This is a genomic window from Zarconia sp. (assembly GCF_057467645.1).
Map to the genome: position 1 here is coordinate 1 of NZ_JBRJXU010000114.1, position 25,282 is coordinate 25,282.

At 51.0% G+C, this 25,282-nt stretch carries 25 protein-coding genes; 8 read left to right on the forward strand and 17 right to left on the reverse strand.

What is annotated here, in order from left to right; genetic code table 11:
* On the forward strand, positions 1-480 hold a 480-nt coding region (locus AC2215_RS17725), incomplete at its 5' end, for a hypothetical protein (protein WP_486811325.1).
* 443 nt (positions 481-923) lie between these two features.
* On the opposite strand, the gene AC2215_RS17730 is transcribed toward AC2215_RS17725, so the two are convergent.
* The 8 genes from AC2215_RS17730 to AC2215_RS17765 form a co-directional block, all read right to left on the reverse strand.
* Complete coding sequence (locus AC2215_RS17730) at positions 924-1,400, reverse strand: ExbD/TolR family protein (protein WP_486811326.1); 477 nt, start codon at positions 1,398-1,400, stop codon at positions 924-926.
* A gap of 164 nt (positions 1,401-1,564) precedes the next feature.
* The gene (locus tag AC2215_RS17735; RefSeq protein WP_486811327.1) at positions 1,565-2,002 is read right to left on the reverse strand and encodes an ExbD/TolR family protein; all 438 of its coding nucleotides are present in this window, start codon (positions 2,000-2,002) and stop codon (positions 1,565-1,567) included.
* Positions 2,003-2,017: 15 nt separating this feature from the next.
* Positions 2,018-2,782 (reverse strand): MotA/TolQ/ExbB proton channel family protein, encoded by a 765-nt coding sequence (locus AC2215_RS17740; protein ID WP_486811328.1) that lies wholly within the window; start codon positions 2,780-2,782, stop codon positions 2,018-2,020.
* 832 nt (positions 2,783-3,614) lie between these two features.
* A complete protein-coding gene (pstB, locus tag AC2215_RS17745) occupies positions 3,615-4,421 on the reverse strand; it encodes a phosphate ABC transporter ATP-binding protein PstB (protein WP_486811329.1) in 807 nt (268 codons plus the stop codon).
* Between the two features lie 76 nt (positions 4,422-4,497).
* Positions 4,498-5,418 (reverse strand): phosphate ABC transporter permease PstA, encoded by a 921-nt coding sequence (gene pstA, locus AC2215_RS17750; protein WP_486811330.1) that lies wholly within the window; start codon positions 5,416-5,418, stop codon positions 4,498-4,500.
* The gene (pstC, locus tag AC2215_RS17755; protein ID WP_486811331.1) at positions 5,415-6,350 is read right to left on the reverse strand and encodes a phosphate ABC transporter permease subunit PstC; all 936 of its coding nucleotides are present in this window, start codon (positions 6,348-6,350) and stop codon (positions 5,415-5,417) included. Before pstC ends, pstA begins: the two co-directional genes overlap by 4 nt.
* 371 nt (positions 6,351-6,721) lie before the next feature.
* On the reverse strand, positions 6,722-7,771 hold the full coding sequence (locus tag AC2215_RS17760; RefSeq protein ID WP_486811332.1) for a PstS family phosphate ABC transporter substrate-binding protein: 1,050 nt from the start codon (positions 7,769-7,771) through the stop codon (positions 6,722-6,724).
* A gap of 302 nt (positions 7,772-8,073) precedes the next feature.
* A complete protein-coding gene (locus AC2215_RS17765; RefSeq protein ID WP_486811333.1) occupies positions 8,074-8,796 on the reverse strand; it encodes a DUF928 domain-containing protein in 723 nt (240 codons plus the stop codon).
* 946 nt (positions 8,797-9,742) lie between these two features.
* Between AC2215_RS17765 and AC2215_RS17770 the strand changes: the two genes are divergently transcribed.
* The 5 genes from AC2215_RS17770 to AC2215_RS17790 all read left to right on the forward strand — a co-directional run bounded on the left by AC2215_RS17770 (position 9,743) and on the right by AC2215_RS17790 (position 15,392).
* A complete protein-coding gene (locus AC2215_RS17770; protein ID WP_486811334.1) occupies positions 9,743-13,720 on the forward strand; it encodes a magnesium chelatase subunit H in 3,978 nt (1,325 codons plus the stop codon).
* Between the two features lie 77 nt (positions 13,721-13,797).
* Positions 13,798-14,589, forward strand: coding sequence for a class I SAM-dependent methyltransferase (locus AC2215_RS17775; protein ID WP_486811335.1), 792 nt, complete (start codon positions 13,798-13,800; stop codon positions 14,587-14,589).
* Between the two features lie 185 nt (positions 14,590-14,774).
* A complete protein-coding gene (locus AC2215_RS17780) occupies positions 14,775-14,957 on the forward strand; it encodes a hypothetical protein (protein WP_486811336.1) in 183 nt (60 codons plus the stop codon).
* Positions 14,954-15,154 carry a hypothetical protein gene (locus tag AC2215_RS17785; RefSeq protein WP_486811337.1) on the forward strand — a complete coding sequence of 67 codons (201 nt, stop codon included), beginning with the start codon at positions 14,954-14,956 and terminating at the stop codon, positions 15,152-15,154. Before AC2215_RS17780 ends, AC2215_RS17785 begins: the two co-directional genes overlap by 4 nt.
* A gap of 34 nt (positions 15,155-15,188) precedes the next feature.
* A complete protein-coding gene (locus AC2215_RS17790; RefSeq protein ID WP_486811338.1) occupies positions 15,189-15,392 on the forward strand; it encodes a nucleotidyltransferase family protein in 204 nt (67 codons plus the stop codon).
* Between the two features lie 303 nt (positions 15,393-15,695).
* Here AC2215_RS17790 and AC2215_RS17795 read toward each other — a convergent pair whose 3' ends face one another.
* The 8 genes from AC2215_RS17795 to AC2215_RS17830 all read right to left on the reverse strand — a co-directional run bounded on the left by AC2215_RS17795 (position 15,696) and on the right by AC2215_RS17830 (position 23,097).
* Positions 15,696-16,037 carry an element excision factor XisI family protein gene (locus AC2215_RS17795; protein WP_486811339.1) on the reverse strand — a complete coding sequence of 114 codons (342 nt, stop codon included), beginning with the start codon at positions 16,035-16,037 and terminating at the stop codon, positions 15,696-15,698.
* Positions 16,025-16,441 carry a XisH family protein gene (locus AC2215_RS17800; RefSeq protein WP_486811340.1) on the reverse strand — a complete coding sequence of 139 codons (417 nt, stop codon included), beginning with the start codon at positions 16,439-16,441 and terminating at the stop codon, positions 16,025-16,027. The genes AC2215_RS17795 and AC2215_RS17800 overlap by 13 nt, the downstream gene beginning before the upstream one ends.
* Positions 16,442-16,739: 298 nt before the next feature.
* Positions 16,740-17,573: a photosystem II manganese-stabilizing polypeptide gene (psbO, locus tag AC2215_RS17805; RefSeq protein ID WP_486811341.1), complete on the reverse strand. Its 834-nt coding sequence runs from the start codon at positions 17,571-17,573 to the stop codon at positions 16,740-16,742.
* 240 nt (positions 17,574-17,813) lie between these two features.
* Positions 17,814-18,110: a hypothetical protein gene (locus tag AC2215_RS17810; RefSeq protein WP_486811342.1), complete on the reverse strand. Its 297-nt coding sequence runs from the start codon at positions 18,108-18,110 to the stop codon at positions 17,814-17,816.
* A gap of 139 nt (positions 18,111-18,249) precedes the next feature.
* Positions 18,250-19,941: a sodium:solute symporter family protein gene (locus AC2215_RS17815; protein ID WP_486811343.1), complete on the reverse strand. Its 1,692-nt coding sequence runs from the start codon at positions 19,939-19,941 to the stop codon at positions 18,250-18,252.
* Between the two features lie 93 nt (positions 19,942-20,034).
* Positions 20,035-20,292, reverse strand: a complete 258-nt coding sequence (locus AC2215_RS17820; RefSeq protein ID WP_486811344.1) for a DUF4212 domain-containing protein — start codon at positions 20,290-20,292, stop codon at positions 20,035-20,037.
* A gap of 287 nt (positions 20,293-20,579) precedes the next feature.
* Positions 20,580-22,169 carry a serine hydrolase gene (locus AC2215_RS17825; RefSeq protein ID WP_486811345.1) on the reverse strand — a complete coding sequence of 530 codons (1,590 nt, stop codon included), beginning with the start codon at positions 22,167-22,169 and terminating at the stop codon, positions 20,580-20,582.
* Positions 22,170-22,335: 166 nt separating this feature from the next.
* Positions 22,336-23,097, reverse strand: a complete 762-nt coding sequence (locus AC2215_RS17830; RefSeq protein ID WP_486811346.1) for an RNA methyltransferase — start codon at positions 23,095-23,097, stop codon at positions 22,336-22,338.
* A 168-nt stretch (positions 23,098-23,265) separates the two neighbouring features.
* On the opposite strand from AC2215_RS17830, the gene AC2215_RS17835 reads away from it, so the two are divergent.
* The gene (locus AC2215_RS17835; protein ID WP_486811347.1) at positions 23,266-23,418 is read left to right on the forward strand and encodes a DUF2256 domain-containing protein; all 153 of its coding nucleotides are present in this window, start codon (positions 23,266-23,268) and stop codon (positions 23,416-23,418) included.
* Between the two features lie 73 nt (positions 23,419-23,491).
* Here AC2215_RS17835 and AC2215_RS17840 read toward each other — a convergent pair whose 3' ends face one another.
* Positions 23,492-24,997, reverse strand: coding sequence for a M1 family metallopeptidase (locus tag AC2215_RS17840; RefSeq protein WP_486811348.1), 1,506 nt, complete (start codon positions 24,995-24,997; stop codon positions 23,492-23,494).
* A 54-nt stretch (positions 24,998-25,051) separates the two neighbouring features.
* Between AC2215_RS17840 and AC2215_RS17845 the strand changes: the two genes are divergently transcribed.
* Positions 25,052-25,177, forward strand: coding sequence for a hypothetical protein (locus AC2215_RS17845; RefSeq protein WP_486811349.1), 126 nt, complete (start codon positions 25,052-25,054; stop codon positions 25,175-25,177).
* The last annotated feature ends 105 nt before the right edge of the window (positions 25,178-25,282 follow it).

Sequence of the window (25,282 nt, forward strand, 5' to 3'; positions counted from 1 at the left end):
CCCGAACCCGAACCCGAACCCGATCCAGAAAGAACCAGACGTGGAGGTCGCGGTTTGATGATTGCCTTAAGAACTAAAATTGCCGGTGCTCTGGGGTCTGCAGGAGTCAATACACCCCAAGCCATTGCCGAATATATCGGCAGTTTACCCATCGATTTGATTCCCGATGACAAGCTGCCCCAATTTTTTGAGGATCCCGATCCCGAGAATCCTCGTTTGCGGGAGGGTGCTTTACAAGGAGAGTGGATTACCATTCCCCAAGTGAGTCCGCGTAATGCCTATCCTGAGTATGTCGAACCGATTCTGACAGAACAACTGGGGTTTGCGGTGGAATCTTTAGGAAAAGATTATGCCGATGAATACTTATATCGGGCTGAAAATGATGATGGGGTTGCGTTTTTCATGAGTTTAGTCAAACTCAAAGGCAGTGGGGCGATTATGATTATTTGGACGAACGACCCCAGGGAGAATGCGGCTTGATGATGCGATGGGCAACGCTTACTCTCGGGTGCTTTGGGAGCAGGGGGAGAAATGATTAGGGTGGGCAGTGTTCGGTGCGGCGATCGTACTTTTACACCGGTCATCGAACTGCCCACCAACCCAACCTTCATCCGATCGATCCACGTAAAAAACGTCAGTTTTGGATAAGACTGTTTCAGGTGAGGGTAGGGAAGGGAGAATTCGGAATTCGGAATTTGGAAGAGGGAAAGGGAATGGGAATGGGAAATGGGGAATGGAGTACTGTTCTCCCCAGCGACCAGATCGCTTTGAAGAGGGTTGCCGACCGCCCGAATGTCAACCAGAGTCAGCATCCGAGCGAAACGGCTTAAGCAAAACTGACATTCAAAAAGGTCAGAGCATCAACTCCGACCTTTTTCTGATGGCGATCGTTGGTAATCGATCGCCCTGATGTTCTAACAACTTTATTCCTCAGAACCTTCCGTATCTTCTTCTGCTTCTCTCTTGCTATTTCCCACCGCCAGAGAAATGCGATTTCCTCCCACATCTCGCATTGCGGCTAACATTTGAATCACCTGTTCGTAGGGCAACTCCGGATCGGGAATGAGATACACCAAACTTTCGGGATTATTTTCGATATACGCCGGAACGATCGCCAACACTTCCTCTCTTTCGTAGGGGCGATCGTCTACGGTCATCGTGCCATCAGCGGCCACATTCACCCGCAATACCGGTGGCGGTTCGGTATCTTCGGCTTCTTCTTCGTCCGTGGCTTCGGTGTCTTGAGAACGGGGTAAGTCTACCCGTACCGTTTCCGGTTCTCCCGTGAGCGTCGTCGAAACGATGACAAAAAATGCCAATACCACCATAATCACGTTCAGCATCGGGGTGATATCGACTTCGGGAATTTCGCCCAGCTCGTTTTTATCTTGAAAGCGCATTTTTTAAGTAATAAGTAATAAGTAATAAGTAATAAGTAATAATTCGAGAATGGTGCAACTTAAAACCTAAAACTATTGAGTTTGGGGGGTCTGCGCCTGTGGTGGTGACAACTCAAGGTCACCGCCGTCAATTGTTAATTGTCCATGGTCCATTGCTAAAAACATTATTCCACCACCAACAAAACGCGATCGCCGCCAATTTGGGCCATGGTTTCGAGTAATCCATCGACGTTGCGAAAATTGAGTTCGCGATCGGCCGTTAATTTGACAACCCCTTCGGCATTTTCCGCCAGAAAGACTTCCATGGCTTCGGCAAGCTGGATTTCGTCTGCGGGGGCACCGTCCAAAATAATTTGACCTTCTTTATCCAATCCCACAATTAAAGCTTCGGGGAATTGGCTTTTTTCCGCCGCCAGACCCCCTTTGCCATCGGTTCCTTCAACGATGCCTTCTGTGAGTTTCGGTACGTCTACGTTCGGCACCGTCGAATTGGTGAGGTTCATCGCCATGATGATAAAAAACGTCAGCACCGACATCAACACGTCGATCATCGGCACCAAATTGACTTGGGGAATTTTCGATTTAGCTTGTTGCGCGCGCACGAGATTTCCTCACCCCTAAGTTCGATCGTTTCGGGAGATGGAAGTCTCGGCAGCGGCAATGGTGGCCACCGGCAGATTCGAGTTCGTATCCTCTGCGGCGGGTTCGTACCAAATTTGTCGGTAAATCAGCTCCAATTCGCTACCGACGCGGCCGAAATAGTCCATCTGCTGCGCCTGGAGGGTAACGAAGACTCGAAACACCAGCAGCGCCATAATCGCCACTACCATCCCCGCAGCCGTCGTCATCAGCGCTTCGCCAATCCCGGAGGCGGCTTTTGTCGCTTCGTCGGCGGAACCGCCACCCCCGACGGTGAGGTTATCGAAGGTGGAAATCAATCCCGTCACCGTACCGAGCAACCCCAGTAGCGGCGCGACGGCAATCACGGTTTCGAGGAGTTTGTCTCCTCGCCGCATTTTCACGAATTCTTTATCGGCGGCGGCTTCCATGGCCAGGCGAAAGGTTTCCGGACTCGGTTGCCGCAGTTGCAACGGGGCCAGCAAAAAGCGCCCGATGGTCAGGTGTCGCGCGTATTCGGCGATTTCGAGGGCTTTACTCAAATCGTATCGCGCCGCTTCGAGGACGTCATTAACGATGCGGTCTTCTTGGGAGATGAGACGCAACCAAAACCAACCGCGCTCTAGGGCCGTGGTGAGGGTGAGAACGGACAGACCCAATAGGGGCCACATAACCGGTCCCCCCTTGAGAAACTCATCGATAATTCGAGTTTGAGTTTCCACAACTTCGGGTGGAGTTTCGAGTAAGTAATAGAATAGGTTCATGGGGAAATATATTGACCCGATCGCACCAGAATCAGAAAGCCGAGAATCGGAATTTTAACGGTTGACCGGTCGAATCCTTACCTTCGAACCCTCTTAGAATTTAGGCGAAAGTTGTCGATCGGATTGGCAATCGAATAGCATCAAATGACACCGGTTGCGATTGAAAAATTTTTCTGAATTCAGCTCGTCTTTTCGAGCTTTTTACCAACGAATTCAGAATGACGAATTGGATTTCGATCGCGATTTGAACGAGGACACCCCGATCCAACATAAAGATTATCGAACTTTTCGATCGAAATCGTTAAGAAAGCGTTAATATATGGTTAATTATTTTTTGTCTGTAAAATGTAGCGATCTTCACCCGTTGTGATAGTTGTAATGACCCGTCGTGATAAACGGTATTGAGTCGCTTTCGAGAGGTTTGGAATAAGGATGCCGATAACGCTCAGATTATCCGATAGCTGTTCGCGCTGGTGTCATTACATATTTCCCGTCATCGGGAATAGGGAACACAAAAAACCGATTTCTTCAATCGTGTAAATAAACCAGCGCGAAGCGCTATAACCCCTATCCTCGATTTGCCAAGAATGCCGTAGGGGTCAACGGCCGTTGACCCCTACCAGGTGTATGAAGACTCAACCTGAATCTTTCTTTCGCGACAACACTCAGGTAATGGCAATCGATCGTCGTTGTTGCCATTGTCGACTCCATCTCGAAATCATCGATCGGGTCATTTTTCGAGGCAGAATCGAACAGATTCGATCGCTAAGCTCGAAAAACCCCAACGGGATTTGATGGCTCGCGAAAAATCCGATCGATCGGGCTTCACATCTCAACCAAAACGACCGCTAACGTACTCTTGAGTTGCTTCTTGAGCGGGATTGTGGAAAATCGTTTGGGTTTGGTCGTATTCCACTAGGTAGCCGATTTTGTTGCCGGTTTCTGTGGCTTCGGCGTTGTAGAATGCCGTCAAATCCGACACCCGCGAAGCTTGTTGCATGTTGTGGGTGACGATGACGATCGTATACTGCTGTTTGAGTTCGTGAATCAACTCTTCCACCCGCAGCGTAGAAATTGGGTCGAGGGCCGAGCAGGGTTCGTCCATCAGAATCACTTCCGGTTCCACAGCGATGGCGCGGGCGATGCAAAGACGCTGCTGCTGTCCCCCAGACAGGGCCAAACCGCTGCCTTTAAGTTTGTCTTTCACCTCATCCCACAGGGCCGCCCCCCGGAGCGAGCGCTCTACCAATTCGTCCATATCGCCCTGGTAGCCGTTAATCCGCGCGCCAAAGGCAATGTTTTCGTAGATCGATTTCGGGAACGGGTTGGGCTTCTGAAACACCATGCCGATGTAACGGCGAGTCTCCACCGGGTCTACCCCTTTTGCATAGAGGTCTTGACCTTTGAAGGTAATGCGACCTTCAACGCGCGCCCCCGGAATCAAATCGTTCATCCGGTTGAAACACCGCAAGATCGTACTTTTCCCGCAACCGGAGGGTCCGATGAAAGCGACCACTTTGTGTTTGGGAATTTCGAGGAAAACGTTGCGCACCGCTAAGTTGGAGCCGTAATAGACGTTCACATCTTCGGCGGTGAGAGCGGTTTCCGTGGCAACGGGATGAGAAGAATTAGAAATCATATTCAGCTTATGAGAACGACAGTCAATTTCTTGGAGAAGTCTGGGGAAAGGGGGTTCGGGCGCGACAACTGTTCGACTAGAATTTTTTCTGGAACTTGTTTCGCAAGAAAACGGCTGTCGCGTTCATCAGCAGCAACGCCACCATCAAGACGATAATCCCCGCCGCAGCATTGTCGTGAAAGTCTCGCTGGGGGCGAGACACCCAGTTAAACACTTGAATGGGTAGGACGGTAAAGGGGCTTTGCAAGCCTTCGGGCAAGAAGGAAATAAACGTCAGCGCCCCGATGGTAATCAACGGAGCGGTGTCTCCAATCGCCCGAGACAGAGCCAAAATGGTGCCGGTGAGAATGCCGGGGATCGCCAAGGGGAAGACGTGTTCGCGCACCACCTGCCAGCGATTGGCCCCCAGGGCAAAACCCGCGAGGCGGAGGCTGTCGGGAACCGCCCGCAGGGCTTCGCGGGTGGCGACGATAATAATCGGCAGAATCAGCAGTGCCAGGGTTAATCCCCCGGAGAGAATGCTCCGCCCGCCGGTAATCGGTTCCATGTACCGGACGAAAACTTGCAGACCCAACAAACCGTAGATAATCGAGGGAACCCCAGCTAAGTTGTTGATATTAATTTCAATAATCCGGGTAAACCAATTATCTCCGGCAAACTCTTCTAGGAAAATTCCCGCCCCCACACCGAGGGGGAAGGAGACGGCCGCCACCACGCTCATCACCCACATCGTCCCGAATATCGCTGACTTCAATCCGGCTTGCTCGGCTTTGCGGGAGGGGAAGCTCGAGAGAAACTGCCAGTTCAATCGGGGCAGTCCGTCAACGAGTACGTCTGTAATCAGGGTGGCAAGAACCAATAAGGCGATCGCGACGGCAACCCAAGTGACGATCTCAAAAATGCGATCGAATCGATAGCGTCCGCTCAGATTAATTTTAAAGTTACGACTTCCATCGGGGCGATTGTTGCCCAAATTCTCAGGGTTGTGGGTAGTCATTCGTATTTCTCCCGGAAACGGCGCACGAACCAAAAGCTAAACACGTTCAAAGCCAGGGTAATGACAAATAAGGTCATCCCCACGGCATAGATGGTTTTGTAGGCGAGGGACCCGGCCGGGGTGTCTCCCAAACTCACCTGAACGATGAAGGCCGTCATCGTCATCACCGGAACCAGGGGATTTAAGCCCAATCGCGGGTTTTGTCCGGCGGCGAGGGTGACGATCATCGTTTCTCCGATCGCTCGCGAAATGGCCAAAATAAGGGAGGAAACGATACCTGAGAGCGCGGCGGGCAGGACGACGGAAACAATTGTTTCTCGCTTGGTTGCCCCGAGTGCGTAAGCACCATCGCGCAAGCTGCGGGGAACGGCGTAGATGGCATCTTCGCTTAAGGATGCCACGAGGGGGGTAATCATGATTCCCAGGACGATGCCGGCGCTGAGAGCGTTGAAGCCTTGCAAGCCGGGAACGAATTTTTGCAGTAGGGGAGTCACGAATAGGAGCGCGAAGTAACCGTAGACCACCGTTGGCACCCCCGCGAGAATTTCGAGGGCGGGTTTGAGGATACCGCGCACTTTAGGACTGGCGTATTCGCTCAAACAAATGGCCGACAGCAGTCCCAGGGGCAGCGCCACCATAATGGCAATGCTCGAAGTCATCACCGTGGCGCTAATGAGGACGAAAATCCCAAATTTGGCACTTCTAAATAAAGGAGTCCATTTGTCGTCTGTTAAAAACTGCCACAGGGAAACTTCTTGAAAAAATTTAACGGTTTCGACAATGAGAGTTTCGATGATGCCAATGGTGGTAAGAATCGAAACGATAGCAAACGCACCGAAAATAATTTTAACGATGAGTTCGATTTGCTTGCTCCTCTGGCGATTGGGTTTCCAGAGATTGGAGGTTGGCGAAGAGGGGAATTCGGCTGTCATTCTAGAAAACCGTAAAAACGGTATAAAAGTCGGCTCGATTGAGATTCAGCGAGCGAGTGCTCGTCGAGACCGAGACGAAAATCAAAAGACGAAGAGCGTTGGGTCTCGGCTCGATCGAATCCCTCGATTGCATGAGAAGGGCGATCGAAACTCAACTCTCGAGACTCGTCGTCATGGCATCAAAATGATTTTGAAGGATAGCTTAAAGCTTCCGTCGCGGGTTAGATGCTCCCCCGCCTATTCACAGATTAATAATTTACGCAGTCGTAGATGCACCCGAAGATAATGCGGTTACTCCGCAAACTCTAGGGAGTTTGGATAACTCGAAAAGCGCGTTTCTATCCATCTCCCCAGAGAACGATCCGTCCAGATTAAAGCTTATCGGAGAGTTTTACACCCACAGAAGAACCGCCTTCAAAAATTGAGCCGGTTTTGACCGTATCTAAACGCTCCTGAACTTTCGTTAGGATATCATCCGGTAGGGGAACGTAGCCAACTTCGGTAATCAAATCCTGGTTGGAGGGATCGATTTGATACTCGGCAAACTCCTTCACCGACGGATTCGATTCGAGAGCCGCTTTGCTCACGTAGAAGAAAATCGGACGGGATAGAGGATTGTAGCTTCCGTCAGCGATGACATCCCCACTCGGTTCCACGCATTCTCCGGCGGAATTTTCGATCGCCATCACTTTGAGGGAGTCTTTGTTCTCTTCGTAGTAGGCATAACCGAAGAAGCCTAACGCGCCGTCTTCTGCCTGAACCCCTTGAACGATAATGTTATCGTCTTCGGTGGCGGTGTAGTCGCCTCGGCTTTCCCCTTCTTCGCCAGTGGTGGCATCGGTGAAGTAGTCATAGGTTCCCGAATCGGTTCCCGGTCCGTACAAGCCCAGTTCCACATCGGGGAATTCAGCCCGAACCTGGCTCCAGTTGCTGATTTGCCCTTCAGCAGCCGGCTCCCACATTTGACCGAGTTCTTCAGCGGTGAGGCAAGCGGCCCAGTCGTTGGCGGGATTTACCACCACGGAAAGACCGTCAAAGGCGACGGGAATCTCGACGTACTCCACGCCATTTTCGGCACACAACTCGACTTCAGATTCTTTAATGGGACGAGAGGCGTTGGAGATATCAGTTTCCCCAGCGCAGAATTTCTTGAATCCGCCACCGGAACCGGAAATGCCTACGGTGACTTTCTTACCGCTGTCTTTTTGATACTCTTCGGCCATCGCTTCGGAGATAGGGAAGACCGTACTCGAGCCATCAATTTGAACGTCAACTCCACCACTGGCACCGCCTTCGGCGGTTTGGGCCTTGTCAGTAGATGTTTCCCCGCCACCACCACTGCAGGCTGCGAGCGTCAGGGTTGCTAAGACTCCAGCTAACCCACAAAGAGTCAAGCGTTTCACTTTAAAGTTGAAATTCATAGGTTTCTCTTTAGTACCGTTTGAGATCGCGCAAATGTGTGTAGGAGCGAAGGTCTGTGTTGCACACCAGAGAAATGGTGACCCAGCACATAACCAGTATTCACACCTTTATTGATTTCCAAGGTTAAGCTGGGGTTAAGCTTGGGTTAATTTTTTGTCAAGATTTTCTCAAATGCAGCGATCGAGACTCAAGGGAAGAACGACCGGGAGATTTTCCCCCACAACCCTGAGTTGTCGGACCTTTTTCTGGATATCGTTCTCACCGGTGCATTCAACTCACTCCGGCTAATTGCGATGGTTATCTATCGTTGCAGGTGGTGAATCGCGCTCTGTTGAAACTGCTCGCTTTCAGCTTCCCCAAGGGCAATGCGATCGAGCAGGGTAACCTTCCAGTCCTCGAGTTGGCTGTTGGTCGTCGCATTGAGGACGGTCGCGAGGGCATCGTACCCCAGGTTTTTCTCTTCGTAGAGGGCGACTCGATCGAGTTCGTTTTTCGCCTGGGCAAGTTGCGCGTTCAAAGCGGCTGAGGGAGCGATCGCTTCAATCTCCGCTTCGGCAAAGGGATTCCCTGAGGGTCGGTTGCGATCGCACACCAGTTCCACCTGCCACAAATACTTGCGACCCACCACCAACTGCGGCATGGCTTCTGAGAGGGTCAGGGTGGTAATTCCCGGCGCGCTTTTGAAATCCTCATCGATGACCTCCGCCACCAACTTCGTCTCCAGATTGACGGGGTCTTGCTCGTAGAGACGAAACTCCATCGGCCACGCTCCCCCATCACGCACGAACCAGGCAAAAGTGGGACGAGTCGAAATGGTTTGAGAGCTTGATTCGGTGGGTGCGAGGAGAATCAAAGCCGGTAGGTCGTTCGCCACCGCCACCTCTGAGCTACATCCGCGCGAACCTCCCGAGCGACCACCGGTATTGGGCGGTAGATCGTCGGTATTGTTGCGATGCGCGCCCGCGTAGCCTGGGGTGAAGAGTATCAGGCTTAAAGCGGTGCCGATCGCGATACCGCGCTTCATGGGTCGTGTCCTCCTTAATGCTTGCTCGACTATATTTTAGCCGAGAACGCTCGAAATAAGTCGAGATCTTAAAATTTCTATAAACGCGATCGATCCGTAATTTTACTAGGCTTTGGACCAAAATATCGGGATTTTCGATCGTCTCTTCAAGATTGAATCGGCTCGATGGTGACGTTAAAGGATCGATCTCTCCGGGATTTTACGAAGGGTCTGTCTATCCCTCAGGGCGATGGCGATCGGAATTTTCACGGAGATTTTGTTGTCAAATATGGCGCTAGCGCGGGCACGAGGTTTGACAAGTTGACGATTTTATGGTTTTTCTTGATAAAAACCTGGAGAAATGACAAAAGAAGATCGGTATAGCGCTTCGCGCGGGTTTATTTACACTGGGGATTTTTCTGGGGATTTTTCGACTCGCTCACCATATGGCGAGTGCTTAAAGTTGCACACCACGTCAAACTAACAATTTTGCATCAATCAAGACTCATTGGGGCGATCGCTGCTACAAATCTTGACGGTTGTAAACTCGCTCGGCACTCGAGCCTTGAGCCAGACGGGGCTGGTTTGGGGTATTGATAGCCATCGCCATAGCACTTAGGACCGTTGTGAAGGTGGGCAGAAGGGGGAAGACGTCCGGCAGATTACACAATTGGCTGGTGTTGTCTTAACTCGAATGGCGACTGCTATCGCCATGTTCAGTCGCGTTAGGAGGGTTGGATAGCAATTTTAATGTTAATTTTTATTAATTAATAGAAATAGCATCCAATTCTATATTTGTAAATAAATGTAAACAAAGATAACGATTTTTATATAAAATTGTGACGGATCGAGAGCTAGAGCGCCCGAAAGTGGACATTTTTTGGTAAAAAGTAGTCTGTGGAAACTGAGTCAGTACTGACATCAGTCGAGGTTTTGGATACGATCGCAGCCAGAGGAATTACACGAAATGTTCACCAATGTCAAGCCCACCATTCGTCATATTAAGCCCGAGAACCTCAACGGGCGTTCCCTTCTGAAGGTGGTCTATGTGGTGCTAGAGTCCCAGTATCAGAGTGCGCTATCGGCGGCGGTGAAATCGATTAATGCCAACAGCCCCAACGTGGCGATCGAGATTAGCGGCTACCTAATTGAAGAGTTGCGCGATCTCAAAAATTACGAAGATTTCAAAAGAGATGTGGCCGAGGCGAATATCTTCATCGCCTCGCTGATTTTCATCGAAGATTTAGCGGAAAAAGTCGTCGAAGCGGTGACCCCCGTGCGCGATCGCCTGGATGCGGCGGTCGTATTCCCCTCCATGCCGGCGGTGATGCGCCTCAATAAAATGGGCAGCTTCTCCATGGCGCAGTTGGGACAATCCAAGAGTGCGATCGCCCAGTTCATGCGCAAGCGCAAGGAGAAGTCCGGGTCGTCGTTCCAGGATGGGATGCTCAAGCTGTTGCGCACCCTGCCGAAGGTGTTGAAATACATGCCCATCGACAAGGCTCAAGACGCGCGCAATTTCATGCTCAGCTTCCAGTATTGGCTGGGGGGTTCCTCGGATAACCTGGAGAACTTCCTGCTGATGCTCGCCGATAAGTACGTGTTTCAGGATAACGGCGCGACGACGGGAAGTCTGGACTATCAGGACCCGGTGGTGTATCCGGATATGGGTATCTGGCATCCCCTGGCGCCGAAGATGTTCGAGGACGTGCAGGAATATCTCGATTGGTATCAGAATCGGCCCGATATCCCCGGCGATTTGCAAGACCCCCTGGCGCCGTGCGTCGGGTTGGTGTTGCAGCGGACTCATTTGGTGACCGGGGACGATGCCCATTACGTGGCGATTGTCTCGGAACTCGAAGCCATGGGAGCGCGGGTGATTCCGGTGTTTGCGGGGGGGTTGGATTTCTCGAAGCCGGTGGATGAGTATTTCTGGGACGGCGATCGACCCTTAGTGGATACGACGGTGTCTCTGACGGGGTTTGCTCTGGTGGGGGGTCCGGCGCGGCAAGACCATCCCAAGGCGATCGAATCTTTGCAGCGGTTGAACCGACCCTACATGGTGGCGCTGCCGTTGGTGTTCCAAACCACGGAGGAGTGGGAAGATAGCGATTTGGGCTTGCACCCGATTCAGGTGGCGCTGCAAATTGCGATTCCCGAGTTGGACGGGGCGATCGAACCGATTGTCATGTCGGGCCGCGATGGAATGACCGGAAAAGCGATCGCCTTGCAAGACCGAGTCGAAGCGGTGGCCAAACGAGCGGTGAAGTGGGCCTCGTTGCGCCGGAAGCCGAAGTTGAATAAGAAGCTGGCGATTACGATTTTCAGTTTCCCCCCGGATAAGGGCAACGTGGGGACGGCGGCGTATCTGGACGTGTTCGGCAGTATTTACGAAGTGATGGTGGCCATGCAGCGCAACGGCTACGACGTGCGGGATTTGCCCGAGTCGGCGGAAGCCCTGATGCAGGAAGTGATTCACGATGCCACGGCCCAGTATGCCAGTCCCGAGTTGAACGTCGCCTATCGGATGTCGAAGGTGGAGTACGAACGCCTCACCCCCTATTACGAACGGTTGCACGAGAGTTGGGGAGAAGCGCCGGGTCATCTCAATAGTGACGGGCAGAATTTGTTGGTGTTTGGGAAGTCGTTTGGGAACCTGTTTATCGGAGTCCAGCCGACCTTTGGGTACGAGGGCGATCCGATGCGGTTGCTGTTTTCCCGTTCCGCCAGCCCCCACCACGGATTTGCCGCCTTCTACACCTATTTGGAGCAAATTTGGCAGGCGGATGCGGTGCTCCACTTCGGCACCCACGGGTCCTTGGAGTTCATGCCGGGGAAACAGATGGGGATGTCGGGGGATTGCTATCCCGATAACCTGATTGGCAGCATTCCCAACCTCTATTACTACGCGGCGAACAATCCCAGCGAGGCGACGATTGCCAAGCGCCGCAGTTACGCGGAGACGATTTCCTACCTCACCCCCCCGGCGGAGAATGCGGGGTTGTATAAGGGGTTGCAGGAGTTGAACGAGTTGATTGGGTCGTACCAAACCCTGAAGGATACCGGGCGCGGGGTGGCGATTGTGAATACGATTGTCGATAAGGCGCGGCTGGTGAATTTGGATAAGGATGTGGCGCTGCCGGATGCCGATGCCAAGGATTTGACGGCCGAGGAACGGGATAACGTGGTCGGTGCGGTGTATCGGCGGCTGATGGAAATCGAATCGCGGTTGTTGCCCTGCGGGTTGCACGTGATTGGGAAGCCTCCGACGGCGGAAGAAGCGGTGGCGACGCTGGTGAATATTGCCAGTCTCGATCGCGAAGAGGAGGAGATTCTGGGATTGCCCCGGATTATTGCCAATAGTTTGGGTCGGAATTTGGAAGAAATCTACGTCAATAACGACCGGGGCGTTCTGGCGGATGTGGAGTTGCTGCAAGCGATTACCGAGGCGACTCGGGCGGCGGTGGCCTCCATGGTGGAAGAATGCACCGACGATGAAGGACGAATCGAGCTGGATGGCAAGCGGGGTCTGTTCCAATTCGGCAAGAAGGAACCCTGGCTCGATGCCTTGCGGGATGCGGGATATGGCAACGTGGATACCGAAGCCATCAAACCCCTGTTCGAGTATCTGAAGTTCTGCCTGAAACAGGTGTGTGCCGATAACGAGTTGGGTTCCCTGCTGCGGGCGTTGGAAGGGGAGTATATCGAACCGGGGCCCGGCGGCGATCCGATTCGCAATCCCGACGTGCTGCCTACGGGGAAAAACATCCACGCCCTCGACCCCCAGGCGATTCCCACGGCGGCGGCGGTGAAGTCGGCGAAGGTGGTGGTCGATCGATTAATCGATCGGCAAAAGCTGGAAAATGGCGGCAACTACCCGGAGACGATTGCTTGCGTGCTGTGGGGGACGGATAATATCAAGACCTACGGCGAGTCTTTGGCTCAGATTATGTGGATGGTTGGGGTGAAGCCGGTGCCGGATGCCCTGGGACGGGTGAACAAGCTGGAATTGATTCCCCTCGAGGAATTGGGACGCCCCCGGATCGACGTGGTGGTGAACTGTTCCGGGGTGTTCCGGGATTTGTTTGTGAATCAGATGAACCTGTTGGATAAAGGGGTGAAGATGGCGGCGGAAGCGGACGAACCGGTGGAGATGAACTTCGTGCGCAAACATGCCATCGCCCAAGCGGAAGAAATGGGGGTGAACCTGCGCCAGGCGGCAACGCGGGTGTTCTCGAATGCTTCGGGTTCCTATGCGGCGAACGTCAATTTGGCAGTGGAGAATAGCACCTGGGAGGAGGAAGCGGAGTTGCAGGAGATGTACCTGACGCGGAAGTCCTTTGCGTTCAACTCGGATAATCCGGGGATGATGGAACAGGATCGGAATTTGTTCCAAGCGGCGCTCAAAACGGCGGATGCCACGTTCCAGAATTTGGATTCTTCGGAAATCAGCTTGACGGACGTGTCCCACTATTTCGATTCCGATCCGACGAAGGTGGTGGCCAACCTGCGGGACGATGGCAAGCAACCGGCTTCGTATATTGCGGATACGACGACGGCGAATGCTCAAGTGCGATCGCTTTCGGAGACGGTGCGCCTGGATGCGCGGACGAAGCTGCTGAATCCGAAGTGGTATGAGGGGATGCTTTCTCACGGGTATGAGGGGGTGCGGGAACTCTCGAAGCGGCTGGTGAATACGGTGGGCTGGAGTGCCACGGCTGGGGCAGTGGATAACTGGGTGTACGAGGAGAGTAATGAGACGTTTATCAAGGATGCGGCGATGCGCGATCGGTTGATGAACTTGAATCCCCACTCGTTCCGGAAGGTGGTGACGACGCTGCTGGAGGCGAATGGCCGGGGATATTGGGAGACGGATGATAATAACTTGCAGTTGCTGCGGGAGTTGTATCAGGAAGTTGAGGATCGCATTGAGGGAGTTGAATAACTTTCTCTTAGATTTTTGATACTTTAAAGGAGGTGCGGCAAGCCGCGCCTCTTTTTTCTTGATGGAGTTCAGGTTTTATGAATATGAATGATGACTTGAATGGATTTCCGGAACTTGATGAATCACAGAGGGAACTTTTTAAACAATTAGCTCCTAAGACGGATGAATCTATTTTAGATTTAGGTTGTGGGATGGGTAAATTTGTTAATTCTTTCGATCGAATATGCACACTTACCTATGCGATCGCTGAAGCTGGTGCGAAAGTGATAGGAATCGATCGTTGCCAGGATAACATCGAGCGAGCTAGGAGAGATTATGAAAATACGGAATACTTCAAGAATGGCAACTTAGATTTCAAAAAGTTGGATGCAACTCAATTATCATTTACAGAAAAATTTGATGCTGTTGTATCTCATCGATTAATTCACTGGATTAATGAAGAGAAACAGAAAGACTTATTAGATGGTGTTTGGCAAGCATTAAAGCCTGGTGGACGCTTTGTCGCACAGTTATATGGCGCTGGAACTACCGATTTATTTTTTGATAAACTGATACAAATTATTCCAAGATTTAACAAAAAAAATAATTTCAAGTGGTATCTTCCTTCACCAGAGAGTTACGAGTTATTCTTGAAAAAATGTAAATTCAAAAAGATTGAAATAGAAAAGAATAAACTCGATCGAGAAAAACGACATCGAGAATCATTCTTTCAGCAAGTAATAGACAGAAATTTTATAAACGAATTGTCCGATGATGAATGGGACAAAGTTGATAAATATCTAAACTGCAAACAAAAAAATAATGATATTCACCTGATTCCCATTAACTTTTTGGCTTATAAACCTATTCAAGAATATGGCGATGTGTAACTAAAATCATGAAACCCTTTATTTTTAGCACAGATTTACGAGGTTATTGCATCGCTGCAGCCTTCCCCATGGGAAATTCGGGCAGTGAAAAAAGACCCAGACGGTCATCGGGTGAAGTTTGTTGAGTGCCAAGACTCCGATGAGTTGGTATAAGTAAGATATTTTGATGAATTCAGATATCGTGTATGAAAGGATTTAAGCCGAAACGATTCATGATTAGCAAGCGAGGATTTCACTTTGAATTTTTAGACAGTGAAGAAGCCCAGGAGTTTTATCAGGTCTGTAAAGAGCAAGGTAAATATGTTTATCTAGAGGGGAATACAGTTGTGGCAACGAAGGAAGCGGAATCTGCAAAGTGGGAGTCATGATGAAAGAAGGTGGGTACAGCGCAAACCATGTTTTTATGAGTACGAGAGGGTTACATTTTAAATTTGAGACAAAGCAAGAAGCCCAGGAGTTCGATCGAGTTTGCAAAGAGCAAGGAAAAAGAGTTTCGATTGAAGGTGATATGGTGATTGCCACAAACAAGCAAGGATATTTTAATTTGAAGAGAAGAAATGAATAATCTAAATTATTGAAACTTCTGTATAGATATCATTATGAATTTAACCTTTAAACAAAATGTTCTAAATTCTAGTCTTTTAAAATCTCTACTAACAGAAAAATGCAACGTATCGATCGAGCAAGTTTTTAAATTCTGTCAACGCTGGAATATTATTGAAATCTCATTATTTTGCTCAGTCCTTCGAGAGGATTTTAGACTCTATAGCGATGTCGATATTCTCGTCGTCTTCTCACCCTAGTATCATCTCACGTTTCATGCTTGGCTAGAAATGCAGCAACAGATCGAAAAAATATTTTGCAGAAAAGTCGATCTCACTCAAAAGAAACTCTTAAAAAATCCCTATACCAGAGCAGAAATCTTAAAAACGTATCAAGTCATTTATGCAGCCGAGTAACCGCATCGGCCAGTGCGCTTTGGGATATGACGCAAGCCATTCGGGAAATTCAAGATTTTACCGCCAACGCGCTATCGCCCAACTTACTTAAAAACCCTTTGGATGCAACGAGTTATCGAGAATTTACGGGTGATTCAATCACTCACATCAAGCTACTCCATAACCCGTTAAGGGACGTTTGTAAGGTGGATGTAACCCCAAAATGATATCTTCTTTCGACACTCCCATTTCCATCAATTCTCGGGCTAAATCCGCTTCAGTCATATTGCGCTGAATCCAGATTTTGCCATCTTTAACCTCGAGATGAATGAAGCAATTGTAAATCCGCTTGAGATTCTCCCAACCAATATCTAACAGTAAGTAGCGATCGCGTTCGGTATCGAAGATGAGTTGGCACTCAATTTCCCCATCGGACTGACTTCCATCGACAGTCCCTTTCGCGGTGAGTAATTGACGAATGCAACTACGATATCGCTCTACTCGTTCCATAAGACAATGACCTCTTGAATTGGGTGATAAACGACCAGTTTGACTTGATAAACCTTAACTGCTTCTCGAACAAATAATTCCTGGAAGAAAGATTCAAAGGTATCGATCGGCACGGCTAAATACAAGACGCGATCGGGTTCTCGCATTTGTAATGCTAAACGATAGTTCAAGAATTGTCCCAGAGCAGCATGAAAATCTGTAATCGAAGAGGGATTGAGAAAGCTTTTGATTTCAATGGCAATTTTCCGTCCGGCTTTTTGAGCCGCAATCGTCCTCTCTGCTGCTAAATCGATTTCGAGTTTGACCTCCTCAATTTTAATCACGAGCGGATCGGCGGTAATCACCCATCGATCGCGGATGAGTGCTTGCTTAACTGCATTGTGAAAGAGGTCTTTAGCCGCCATTCATTATTTGCTGTTGGATTATCGTTGTAGCGATCGCATTTTTTAATTCGCCTCGATCGAACTGCTATTAAGATAACGCTAAGATAACGCCAAAAGAGGTCTGCCGTACCAAGAGCAGCACAAACTACCATAACTCTACAAAACAAAATCCCAGAGAAACTAAAGCCCGAGCCATCAGTTCTTCTGGGATTAGGTGTGAATTTTCCACGGGATGACTTACACGACACCGGAGCGGAAAGTTCGCCTCAGGAGGGGAGGAACAAGAGCCAGCTTGCTCCCACTCCTAGAGTTGAGAGATTTAAACCGCAGGTTGGAGTAGACCGTAAAAGATACCTCGGACTTTCACTTCGAGGGGATCTTGGGCACCCAAATCCGTATCAGAGGGTTGCTCGCTCTCGAATACACCACCAATTTCGCCGGTTTCGCTGTTGATTTGAGCAACTTGCAGCGTCATATGTCCCACACCCACATTGGTGCGCTTGACATTAGAGCGAATGTAATCTTCCTCGTCAGCTTGAGCGGGAAGGGCAACGGCGTTGTCATATCCAGTGGCTTCACCCCGAGCTTTCGGGTCTAGGAAGGTTGCACCGCGATAAGAAGGAACGTTGTAGTCACCGCTAAAGTCGGTGGAGGTATTGATGGTTTCCAAACCCGCTTGCGTGGTAGCAACGAGGTTTTTCATCGTGAAGAAGAAGGGAACTTGCTCGCCACCGGGTAGCTGAACGGTAATCGGCTGAAAGTCCATTCCAGCTTTTTCGATGAAGGTCACGCTACCGTCGTCGTTAAAGACGATGTCGCCAGACACTTGGTTCAAACTGGTGGTGTAGCGAGTTAGGGGTTTGGCGGCCACGAATTCGGCTTCAGCTCGCTTGCTTTTGGCTTCTTCTTTCACGAAGTAGGTCGTGGGCTGAACGCAAATTTCGACGAAAGAATAAGCTTGACTCTTATCAAGGGAAATCGACCCGCGAGCGTTTTCGCGCAATTGGGGGCAGAAGTTGGCAAAGCCGGAATTTCTAATTTCGTCGTAGGTAAAAGGTTGGTCGCTCAGCTTAACATCGGGAACGTCGCTGCAAGCAGTGAGAAAGCCAAAACACAATGCAATAAGTGCAGCTATTAATGAACGATATCTCATAGTATCTTTCGATCTGAAGGAAAAAATTTAGCCGGGGCAATCTAGAACTTGCGACGCGATCGGCTCTGCGAACGCTCTGGGACTCAGATCGCACCAAAAAGCATTTTATCAAACTCCCGTCCCCGATCCCGCCTGGTTGAAAAACCAGAATTGCCACTCATTTGTGCGGGGTTTAAATGTAAAGAATTAATACAAAAAAGATCGATCTGACATGAATCTGATATGCAACAATTGCATCCCTCAAAAACCAGCAACCCATTGTAATTTGACCGCGATCGCCATCGAAACCCAGCGCGAGAAAGCACTCGATCGCGCTGGGTCTCCATCGCCAAATAAGTTCATCAGCGTCTGAGGTAAATTGAAAATCGCTTCGAGAATCGCATCGGGACCGATTCCGAAAAAGAGTTGCATCACCAGGACGATCGCCGCCGCAGCAATGGCCGTACTAAAGGTGGTTTTGACGATCTTAATCAGCCAGGTAAAGATAATCCAGGACAGAATTAAGGCGGCGATCGCGAGAATAAGCTCTGGAGGCATAGCTAAGTACCAAAGACAAACATCAAACTCACCCGCACAGATCGGGCATCGGGTATCGGAAAACTGCCGGACGCAATCTCAACAGGATTTCGATGGGTATCTAAAGTCATTCGCCCATTTCCCATTGAGAGCCAGCTTTTTAGTCTAACTCCTCCTCTCCCACATCCGCTAGAGCGGGAGGCCCTTCACCAGGCAGGCGTAAATCTTCAACCATCTGCCGGATTTCCGGTGGAGGCGGCGGCGTCAGACGAGATACACTCCAGGTGACGACAAAATTTAAGATCATCCCCACCGTACCGATGCCCTCGGCAGAGATGCCCAACAGCCAGGGTTCCATCCCCCGAAACTTCACCCCGATGATATAGAGCGTGGTAAATGCCAATCCCACCACCATGCCGGAAATTGCCCCTTCCTTATTAGTGCGGGTGTCGAAAATGCCCAGAATAATCGCCGGGAAAAAGCTGGCTGCTGCCAACCCGAAGGCAAACGCCACCACCTGAGCGACAAATCCGGGGGGATTGATGCCGAAATACCCGGCAATCGCCAGGGCAAACCCGACCATCACCCGTCCGACCATCACCCGCCGGGATTCCGAAGCCCCCGGATCGATGAGGCGGTAGTAGACATCGTGGGCGATCGCACTCGAAATCACCAGCAGCAATCCCGAAGCAGTAGAAAGGGCGGCCGCCAATCCCCCGGCTGCCACCAATGCAATAACCCAGGGGGCGAGTTGAGCCACTTCCGGGGTGGAAAGCACCATGATGTCGCGATCGATTTCAATCTCGTTAGTGGTTTCGTCGGGAGTCAGTTGATAGCGACCGTCCCCATTTTTATCCTCAAAGCCGAGCAAACCGGTATTTCCCCACTTCGTCGCCCAATCGAGTTGTTGCACCTCCTCAATGGGTCGATCGTGCAAGCTGTCGATGAGATTATAGCGAGCAAAGGCTGCCACAGCGGGGGCAGTGGTATAGAGGATGGCGATGAACAGCAGCGCCCATCCCGCCGAAAATCGAGCATCTCTGGGGCTGGGAACCGTATAAAACCGGACGATGACGTGGGGGAGTCCCGCCGTACCCACCATCAGGGCAATGGTGATGAAGAGTACGTCCAGCATCGACTTGCTGGCAAAGGGTTGAGTGTATTCGGCAAATCCCAAATCCACCTGTACCCCATCGAGTTTCTCGACAATATCGCTGAAACTAAATGCGAGTTGGGGAATGGGGTTATCCGTGAGGAGTGACGAGATGGCGATCGCCGGAATCAGATAGGCGATAATCAGCACCCCGTACTGCGCCACCTGAGTCCAGGTAATCCCTTTCATCCCCCCCAAGACGGCAAAAAATCCGACGATCGCCATCCCGATAACCACGCCCGTACTCACATCCACTTGAAGGAAGCGACTGAAGACGATTCCCACCCCTCGCATTTGTCCGGCAACGTAGGTGAGGGAGACGAAAATGGCTGCGAATACTGCCACTAGTCGGGCGACGTTGGAGTAGTAGCGATCGCCCACGAAATCCGGGACGGTGTATTTGCCGAATTTGCGCAGGTAAGGAGCCAGCAGCAGCGCCAGCAACACGTAACCTCCCGTCCAACCGAGTAAGTAAATCGAGCCATCGTAGCCCATAAACGAAATCAGACCGGCCATGGAAATAAACGAGGCAGCCGACATCCAATCGGCCGCAGTGGCAGCACCGTTCGCAATGGCTGGAACGCCGCGATCGGCGACGAAAAACCCCTGACTATCTCGAACTCGCGATCGCCAGCCGATATACAGGTAAAGAATGAATGAAATAATAACGAGGATGGTGGTCCAAGCTTCTGCTGACATTGTTTCGAGAGGGATTCAAATATTCAAGACGGAAAAGATTAATTTTTTCAACAACCCAATGCGATTTGGTTGAAAACGTGCTGCGTGTCGAATTTATTTTTTATACTTGCGATCGATTTTTTCCATTTGAAATGCGTAGACAAAAATCAAGATAACAAATACAAAAATAGCCCCTTGCTGGGCGATCCAAAAACCCAGGGGCACTTGTCCGAAATTGACGGTATTGAGGGGACCAACGAGCAAAATACTCAAGCCGAGGGAAACGATCGCCCAGACAATTAAAAGATTGCGAATTAGCGCGATATTTTCTTGCCAGTACGCCCGATCTTGATTACGATTTGGCTCGTTCATGGATTGTCGATCTCAGTTGGATATCGTGCAGGATATCACGACATCAGACATCTGTGGTCGATCGTTGATGAAAGGTTAAGGGGGATGGGGTTAAGGGTGTGGGGTGTGGGGTGTTAGTCCTTGGTGAAAGGAAAAAAAATTGCTCGTTTGTCAAGCCCCATATTTAGTGTTGCCCCTCGATTGACTCTTGGGATCTAGACGGTTTCCGATGACCGAGCAATGTTGAGCTCCCAAAACCATTCCCCGTTCCCCATCCGAACCCGAAACCGTGTAAACCCGCGCTGACCTTACTCCGACTGCGGTTCCTGCGTCCAAGCCTGTTGGGTAGAATTTGCCCAAGACTCGCTGGCTGCAGGGGACATCGGCAATGTCTGCGCCGTTTGAGGGGACATCTCGAAGCGATTGAAATGCTCGTAGGCGGTACTCGAGATTTGGCGAATCATATCCACCGCACCCTCATCGCTATCGGTTCGCTTGACGATGACTACTGCAATATAGCGCTTGCCACTGGGCAAATCGACGATTCCCACATCGGCCAAAACCGAGTTGAGGGTTCCCGTTTTGTGGGCGATGGATGCACCGGTCCCCAAACCTTGAGGAAGCAAAGCATTATTTTCCGTGGCTTGCATGATATCGAGGAGGCGATCGCGGCTGCGTCGAGAAATCAGTTCTCCCCGTTCGATGGAGGAAATCAGTCGGGTTAAATCTTGGGGGGTTGTGATATTGGTTCCCGTCAAATCTGGCAGGGGACTTTGCAGCGCAGTCTCCGTCAAACCCCAATTTTGAAACATCAAATTCAACGAGTCGATGCCACCCAACCGCTCGATCAACATATTCGTGGCGGTATTATCGCTGGTAACGATGGTCGCCGTTGCCACTTCCAAGGCCGTGTACGTGGTTCCGGGGGGATCGTCTTGAAAGTTTCCCGACCCGCCAACAATTTGGTTCGACTTGAGGGTGAGGGTTTCATCGAGCTGAACTTGACCGGCATCCACCGCCTGGAAAAAAGCCACGAGAATCGGCACTTTAATCGTGCTCGCCGCTGCAAACGTTTGCTTCCCGTTGAGATTGAGATAGTCTCCCGTATCCACATCCACCAAAAAGACACCCGGTGTCAATTGGGGATGTTTTGCCGTAACGGTCTCGATCGAAGTTTTGAGAGAACCGATCTCCTGGGCTAGGGGTAGCTCGATCGAAGGTCGGGAGTCTTGAGGACTTTGCGGTTGCGATCGCTCGATATTCCCGGGAGAGTGACCGGCCGGATTCCACACCGCCAGTACCGTCCCCGAAATTGCACTCATGCCCACTCCCCAAATTAAGAGGCGCGTCAGATAAACCAAAGGTTTAATCGGGGACTTGGGTTGGGGACGCGGCTTACTACGAGGTTGCGTCTTCGTCACCTTCGCCGATTTGGTGTTTTTTTGAGGAGAGGATTTCGACGTGGACCGCGAGGCATTGGATTTTAACCGCTCTCGAACTTCTCGATTCGTTCCTTTTCGCGGTCGCTCTCGAACCTCTCGATTCGTCACCTTGCGGGGGAATCGATCGCCCAGAGGTTTGAGATTTTCCAGTGGCTCCGGGGGGGAATCCGGTGGCTGGAGAGGAAGTCTTGCCCCTGCGATCGGTTTCTTACCGTGACGAAATCGAGGATCGCCAAAGCGAGACAGACCCGTGTTGGCGTTTGGATTCGGGGGCTTTCGCAAGAACCGCTTGTCTGAGGAGGCTTCTGGGGGGGTTATAGAAATTTGGGGTAGTGAGAGGCGATCGCGAACCGAGGAAATGGGGGTGACTCTCGGACGCTCTGGGGAAGGCTTTTTGACCGGCTCTTGAGGTCCGGACAACTTCAGCCGACGCTCGGAAGAATCCTTCGATTTCAAAGAAGAACGCAAATGTGACAAGGGTCGCGAATTGCCAGACTTTAACATAGTGGGGCAAGCAGGGATGAATAATTAATGAGTTGGGTCGTACTATTGCAAGCAACCCACGAGTAAATTTAGGAGTTAGGGCACTTCAAGAGAAAGAGCGATCGTCCCCAGGCCGCCCTCAAGATTCTCCAGTCTCGTTTAGAGTATCATCAATGGTCGGACACTGGGACAGCACCCAATCCATCTGTCGGAGAATTCCCCGCAGCATGGCCACTTCTGTGGTTGAAAGTTCGGCGCGGTTGTAAAGTCGGCGAAATTTTTCCATGCGAGCAGATGCAGTGTGAGGATAAAGATATCCAATTTTAAGCAATATTGTTTCCAGATGCTTATAATACCCCTCAAGGTTTTCCACAGATGCTTGAGAAGAGCTTAAGATCTGCGAGCGATCGGATTCGATCGCCCCTTGATAAAGCTCGTAGGCACAGACAGCAACGGCTTGCGCCAAGTTGAGGGACGGGTAGTCGTCGCTGCTGGGGATGCGTACGAAGCGCTGGGCGTATTTGAGTTCCTCGTTACTGAGTCCTCGATATTCCGCACCGAAGACGATCGCCGAGGGGGTCTCGAACAGCCAGGGTAGGGCATCGCGAGGACGTTCGAGGTGAGTGGGCAAAGCGAGATCGCGACCTGTCGTGGCGATGACTCGTTGAGTGCCTTGTAAGGCTTCGGGTAACGTATCAACCACGCGCGCTGCTTCTAAAATTTCGATCGCGTGGACGGCCATCTTTTTTGCCTCCATCCCCTGCCAATCGCACTGGGGATTCACCAGCACCAGTTGATGCAAGCCCATATTTTTCATCACCCGCGCTACCGAACCCACATTCAGCGGACCTTCGGGTTCGACAAGGACGATGCGAATCGGTGCGAGTGCGGGGTGAGGCATTGAGGTGTCAGGCGAGAGGAGGCAGGGGAGGCTGGAGGCGAATTCTCGTGCCAATTCATGGGAATTCTTTGGGGGAACCGTCCAAAACCTTGCAGATGCGGTGAGTAGGCGTAAGTATAGAGTATAAACTCGAATGTTTCGCCCGATCGCAATTTCCTTAAAACCCCTATGGGACGCAACCGCAAAAAATCTGACTTACCGACCAAAATTTGCCCCGTGTGCGATCGCCCGTTTGCGTGGCGCAAAAAGTGGGAAAAGTGCTGGGATGAGGTCAAGTACTGTTCCGATCGCTGTCGCCGTCGCCGTTCTCAAGCCGAGTGATACGGTTGGAGGAGTGGGGGAAAAGCGCAGAAAACAAGGAAGAATTTAGCTCCCCCGGCTTCCCCGGCCCCAACTATCCTCTGTACGCTGGCAACGTCTCCTCGTACAGCCATTGAGAGAGAAACCCCGTCAAATCGCGATCGCTGACCTCATTCACCACCGCGAGAAAATCGGCCGTGGTGACGTACCCGCCGGCAAACCGCTGGGAATAGGTTTTGAGAATCTCGAAAAAGATGTCGTCTCCCACTTCCAACCGCAGTGCGTGCAGCGTCCAAGCACCTCGGCGGTACACAGACGGACTAAACATTTGGTTGACAGCAATCTTGGCCGGCGGTCCCACCCGCAAGGTCTCTAACTCGCGGTACATTTGACTCATGGCATCCTCGATCGCCGCTTTCCCATAACGATCCTCTATCCACAAGAGAGGTAAATAAGTGGCAAAGCCTTCATTGAGCCAAATATCTTCCCAAAACTTCACCGTGACGTGATTTCCCAGCCATTGGTGTACCAACTCGTGCGCCACTAAGGTTTCGCGGGTGGCGAAGGAACCAAACGCCGACAGACTTTGAGTTTCGAGGGCATTTCCTCCCAATTCCGGCCCGACGACGATCGCACCGTAAACATCGTAGGGATAGGGTCCGAGCATTTCACTAAAAAATGCCATCATATCGGAGGTGGGACGAAACGCCGCCATGGTCCGATCGGGAGTGCCTTCGGGGAAATAGTTGCGAATCGGCACGCCGATCGAACTTTCTTCATCCTGGCGTCGAAAATTGCCAATATTTACCGTTGCCAAATAGCTCGCCATCGGGTGGCGCATCTGCCAGATGTAGGTCGTTGTCATTCCGTTATCCGTCGCCTCTTCTAAGATTCCATTGGCGGCAACGACTAAGGGGTTGGGAACCGTTACCCGAAATGTGTAAGTTGCTTTATCCGTGGGGTGGTTGTTGACGGGATACCAGGACATGGAACCCGACGGCTGGCTGACGACGAATATCCCTTCGCTTCCCTTTTGCCAACCCAGGGGAATGGGAATTGCCGGATCGGTGACGGGGGTGGGAATGCCGTTGTAGCGCACGGTTGTGGTAAATTGTGTGCCGTTCTGGAGGGGAGTTGCCGGAGTCACGGTGAGTTCGCTTCCCTGGCGGCTGAAGGTGGCTGGGGTGTCGTCGATGCGAACATCCTCGACATTCAAGCCAAAAAAGTCGAGGTTAAAGGCGCTCAGATTTTGCGTTGCGTTGACGGTGAGGGTTGCCGTTCCGGTAATAAAATTGCGTTCTGTATCCACCGCCAGATCGAGGGTGTAGTTTTCCACCTCGTAGCCGCCATTCCCCATCAAAGGATAAAAGGGATCTCCCATGCCTGCCGCACCGGGACTGGAGACGGCCTTAGCCAGGGTTGGGTTCGTTGGAGAAAATCCGAGAAAAGGTTTGAAAATTGGAGTCGAGTTTCTGATGGCGGGAGTTAGGGAATCGGGAAAATCGATCGCCACAGCTAATGTAGAAACGATCGCGCTCAGGAGAAACCCGATCGCGATTCCGGCGAGAAATTTGAGAATTCTGGTAAAAATTCTGGCCATTGTTGATTCTGAGGTTGAGCGACAGAGTCGATGCTACGCTGAAAGTAACGAGCTTTGGCATCGCAGACGCTTGAAGTTGCGATCGAGTTCGGGAGTCAGGCGATCGTGTTTCAAGGTATAGCTTGGGTTGTCGTGAGTGCGATCGTTCGCGCACGGGAGGATGTCGAAGAAACTCTTTGAAAATGCGCGGCCATCCGTACAGTTGTCAAAACAGTTTCGATCCGCGATTGATGCAAGACGAGCACATAGCATTTCTCTCAACAGATGTATAGCGTTTCTCGAATG

What these genes read in the sequence shown, in the direction of transcription:
- AC2215_RS17730 (WP_486811326.1), bottom strand. Translation starts at nt 1,400, where the DNA reads ATGCGCTTTCAAGATAAAAACGAGCTGGGCGAAATTCCCGAAGTCGAT.
- AC2215_RS17740 (WP_486811328.1), bottom strand. Translation starts at nt 2,782, where the DNA reads ATGAACCTATTCTATTACTTACTCGAAACTCCACCCGAAGTTGTGGAA.
- pstB (WP_486811329.1), bottom strand. Translation starts at nt 4,421, where the DNA reads ATGATTTCTAATTCTTCTCATCCCGTTGCCACGGAAACCGCTCTCACC.
- pstA (WP_486811330.1), bottom strand. Translation starts at nt 5,418, where the DNA reads ATGACTACCCACAACCCTGAGAATTTGGGCAACAATCGCCCCGATGGA.
- pstC (WP_486811331.1), bottom strand. Translation starts at nt 6,350, where the DNA reads ATGACAGCCGAATTCCCCTCTTCGCCAACCTCCAATCTCTGGAAACCC.
- AC2215_RS17760 (WP_486811332.1), bottom strand. Translation starts at nt 7,771, where the DNA reads ATGAATTTCAACTTTAAAGTGAAACGCTTGACTCTTTGTGGGTTAGCT.
- AC2215_RS17765 (WP_486811333.1), bottom strand. Translation starts at nt 8,796, where the DNA reads ATGAAGCGCGGTATCGCGATCGGCACCGCTTTAAGCCTGATACTCTTC.
- AC2215_RS17770 (WP_486811334.1), top strand. Translation starts at nt 9,743, where the DNA reads ATGTTCACCAATGTCAAGCCCACCATTCGTCATATTAAGCCCGAGAAC.
- AC2215_RS17775 (WP_486811335.1), top strand. Translation starts at nt 13,798, where the DNA reads ATGAATATGAATGATGACTTGAATGGATTTCCGGAACTTGATGAATCA.
- AC2215_RS17780 (WP_486811336.1), top strand. Translation starts at nt 14,775, where the DNA reads ATGAAAGGATTTAAGCCGAAACGATTCATGATTAGCAAGCGAGGATTT.
- AC2215_RS17785 (WP_486811337.1), top strand. Translation starts at nt 14,954, where the DNA reads ATGATGAAAGAAGGTGGGTACAGCGCAAACCATGTTTTTATGAGTACG.
- AC2215_RS17790 (WP_486811338.1), top strand. Translation starts at nt 15,189, where the DNA reads ATGAATTTAACCTTTAAACAAAATGTTCTAAATTCTAGTCTTTTAAAA.
- AC2215_RS17795 (WP_486811339.1), bottom strand. Translation starts at nt 16,037, where the DNA reads ATGGAACGAGTAGAGCGATATCGTAGTTGCATTCGTCAATTACTCACC.
- AC2215_RS17800 (WP_486811340.1), bottom strand. Translation starts at nt 16,441, where the DNA reads ATGGCGGCTAAAGACCTCTTTCACAATGCAGTTAAGCAAGCACTCATC.
- psbO (WP_486811341.1), bottom strand. Translation starts at nt 17,573, where the DNA reads ATGAGATATCGTTCATTAATAGCTGCACTTATTGCATTGTGTTTTGGC.
- AC2215_RS17810 (WP_486811342.1), bottom strand. Translation starts at nt 18,110, where the DNA reads ATGCCTCCAGAGCTTATTCTCGCGATCGCCGCCTTAATTCTGTCCTGG.
- AC2215_RS17815 (WP_486811343.1), bottom strand. Translation starts at nt 19,941, where the DNA reads ATGTCAGCAGAAGCTTGGACCACCATCCTCGTTATTATTTCATTCATT.
- AC2215_RS17820 (WP_486811344.1), bottom strand. Translation starts at nt 20,292, where the DNA reads ATGAACGAGCCAAATCGTAATCAAGATCGGGCGTACTGGCAAGAAAAT.
- AC2215_RS17830 (WP_486811346.1), bottom strand. Translation starts at nt 23,097, where the DNA reads ATGCCTCACCCCGCACTCGCACCGATTCGCATCGTCCTTGTCGAACCC.
- AC2215_RS17835 (WP_486811347.1), top strand. Translation starts at nt 23,266, where the DNA reads ATGGGACGCAACCGCAAAAAATCTGACTTACCGACCAAAATTTGCCCC.
- AC2215_RS17840 (WP_486811348.1), bottom strand. Translation starts at nt 24,997, where the DNA reads ATGGCCAGAATTTTTACCAGAATTCTCAAATTTCTCGCCGGAATCGCG.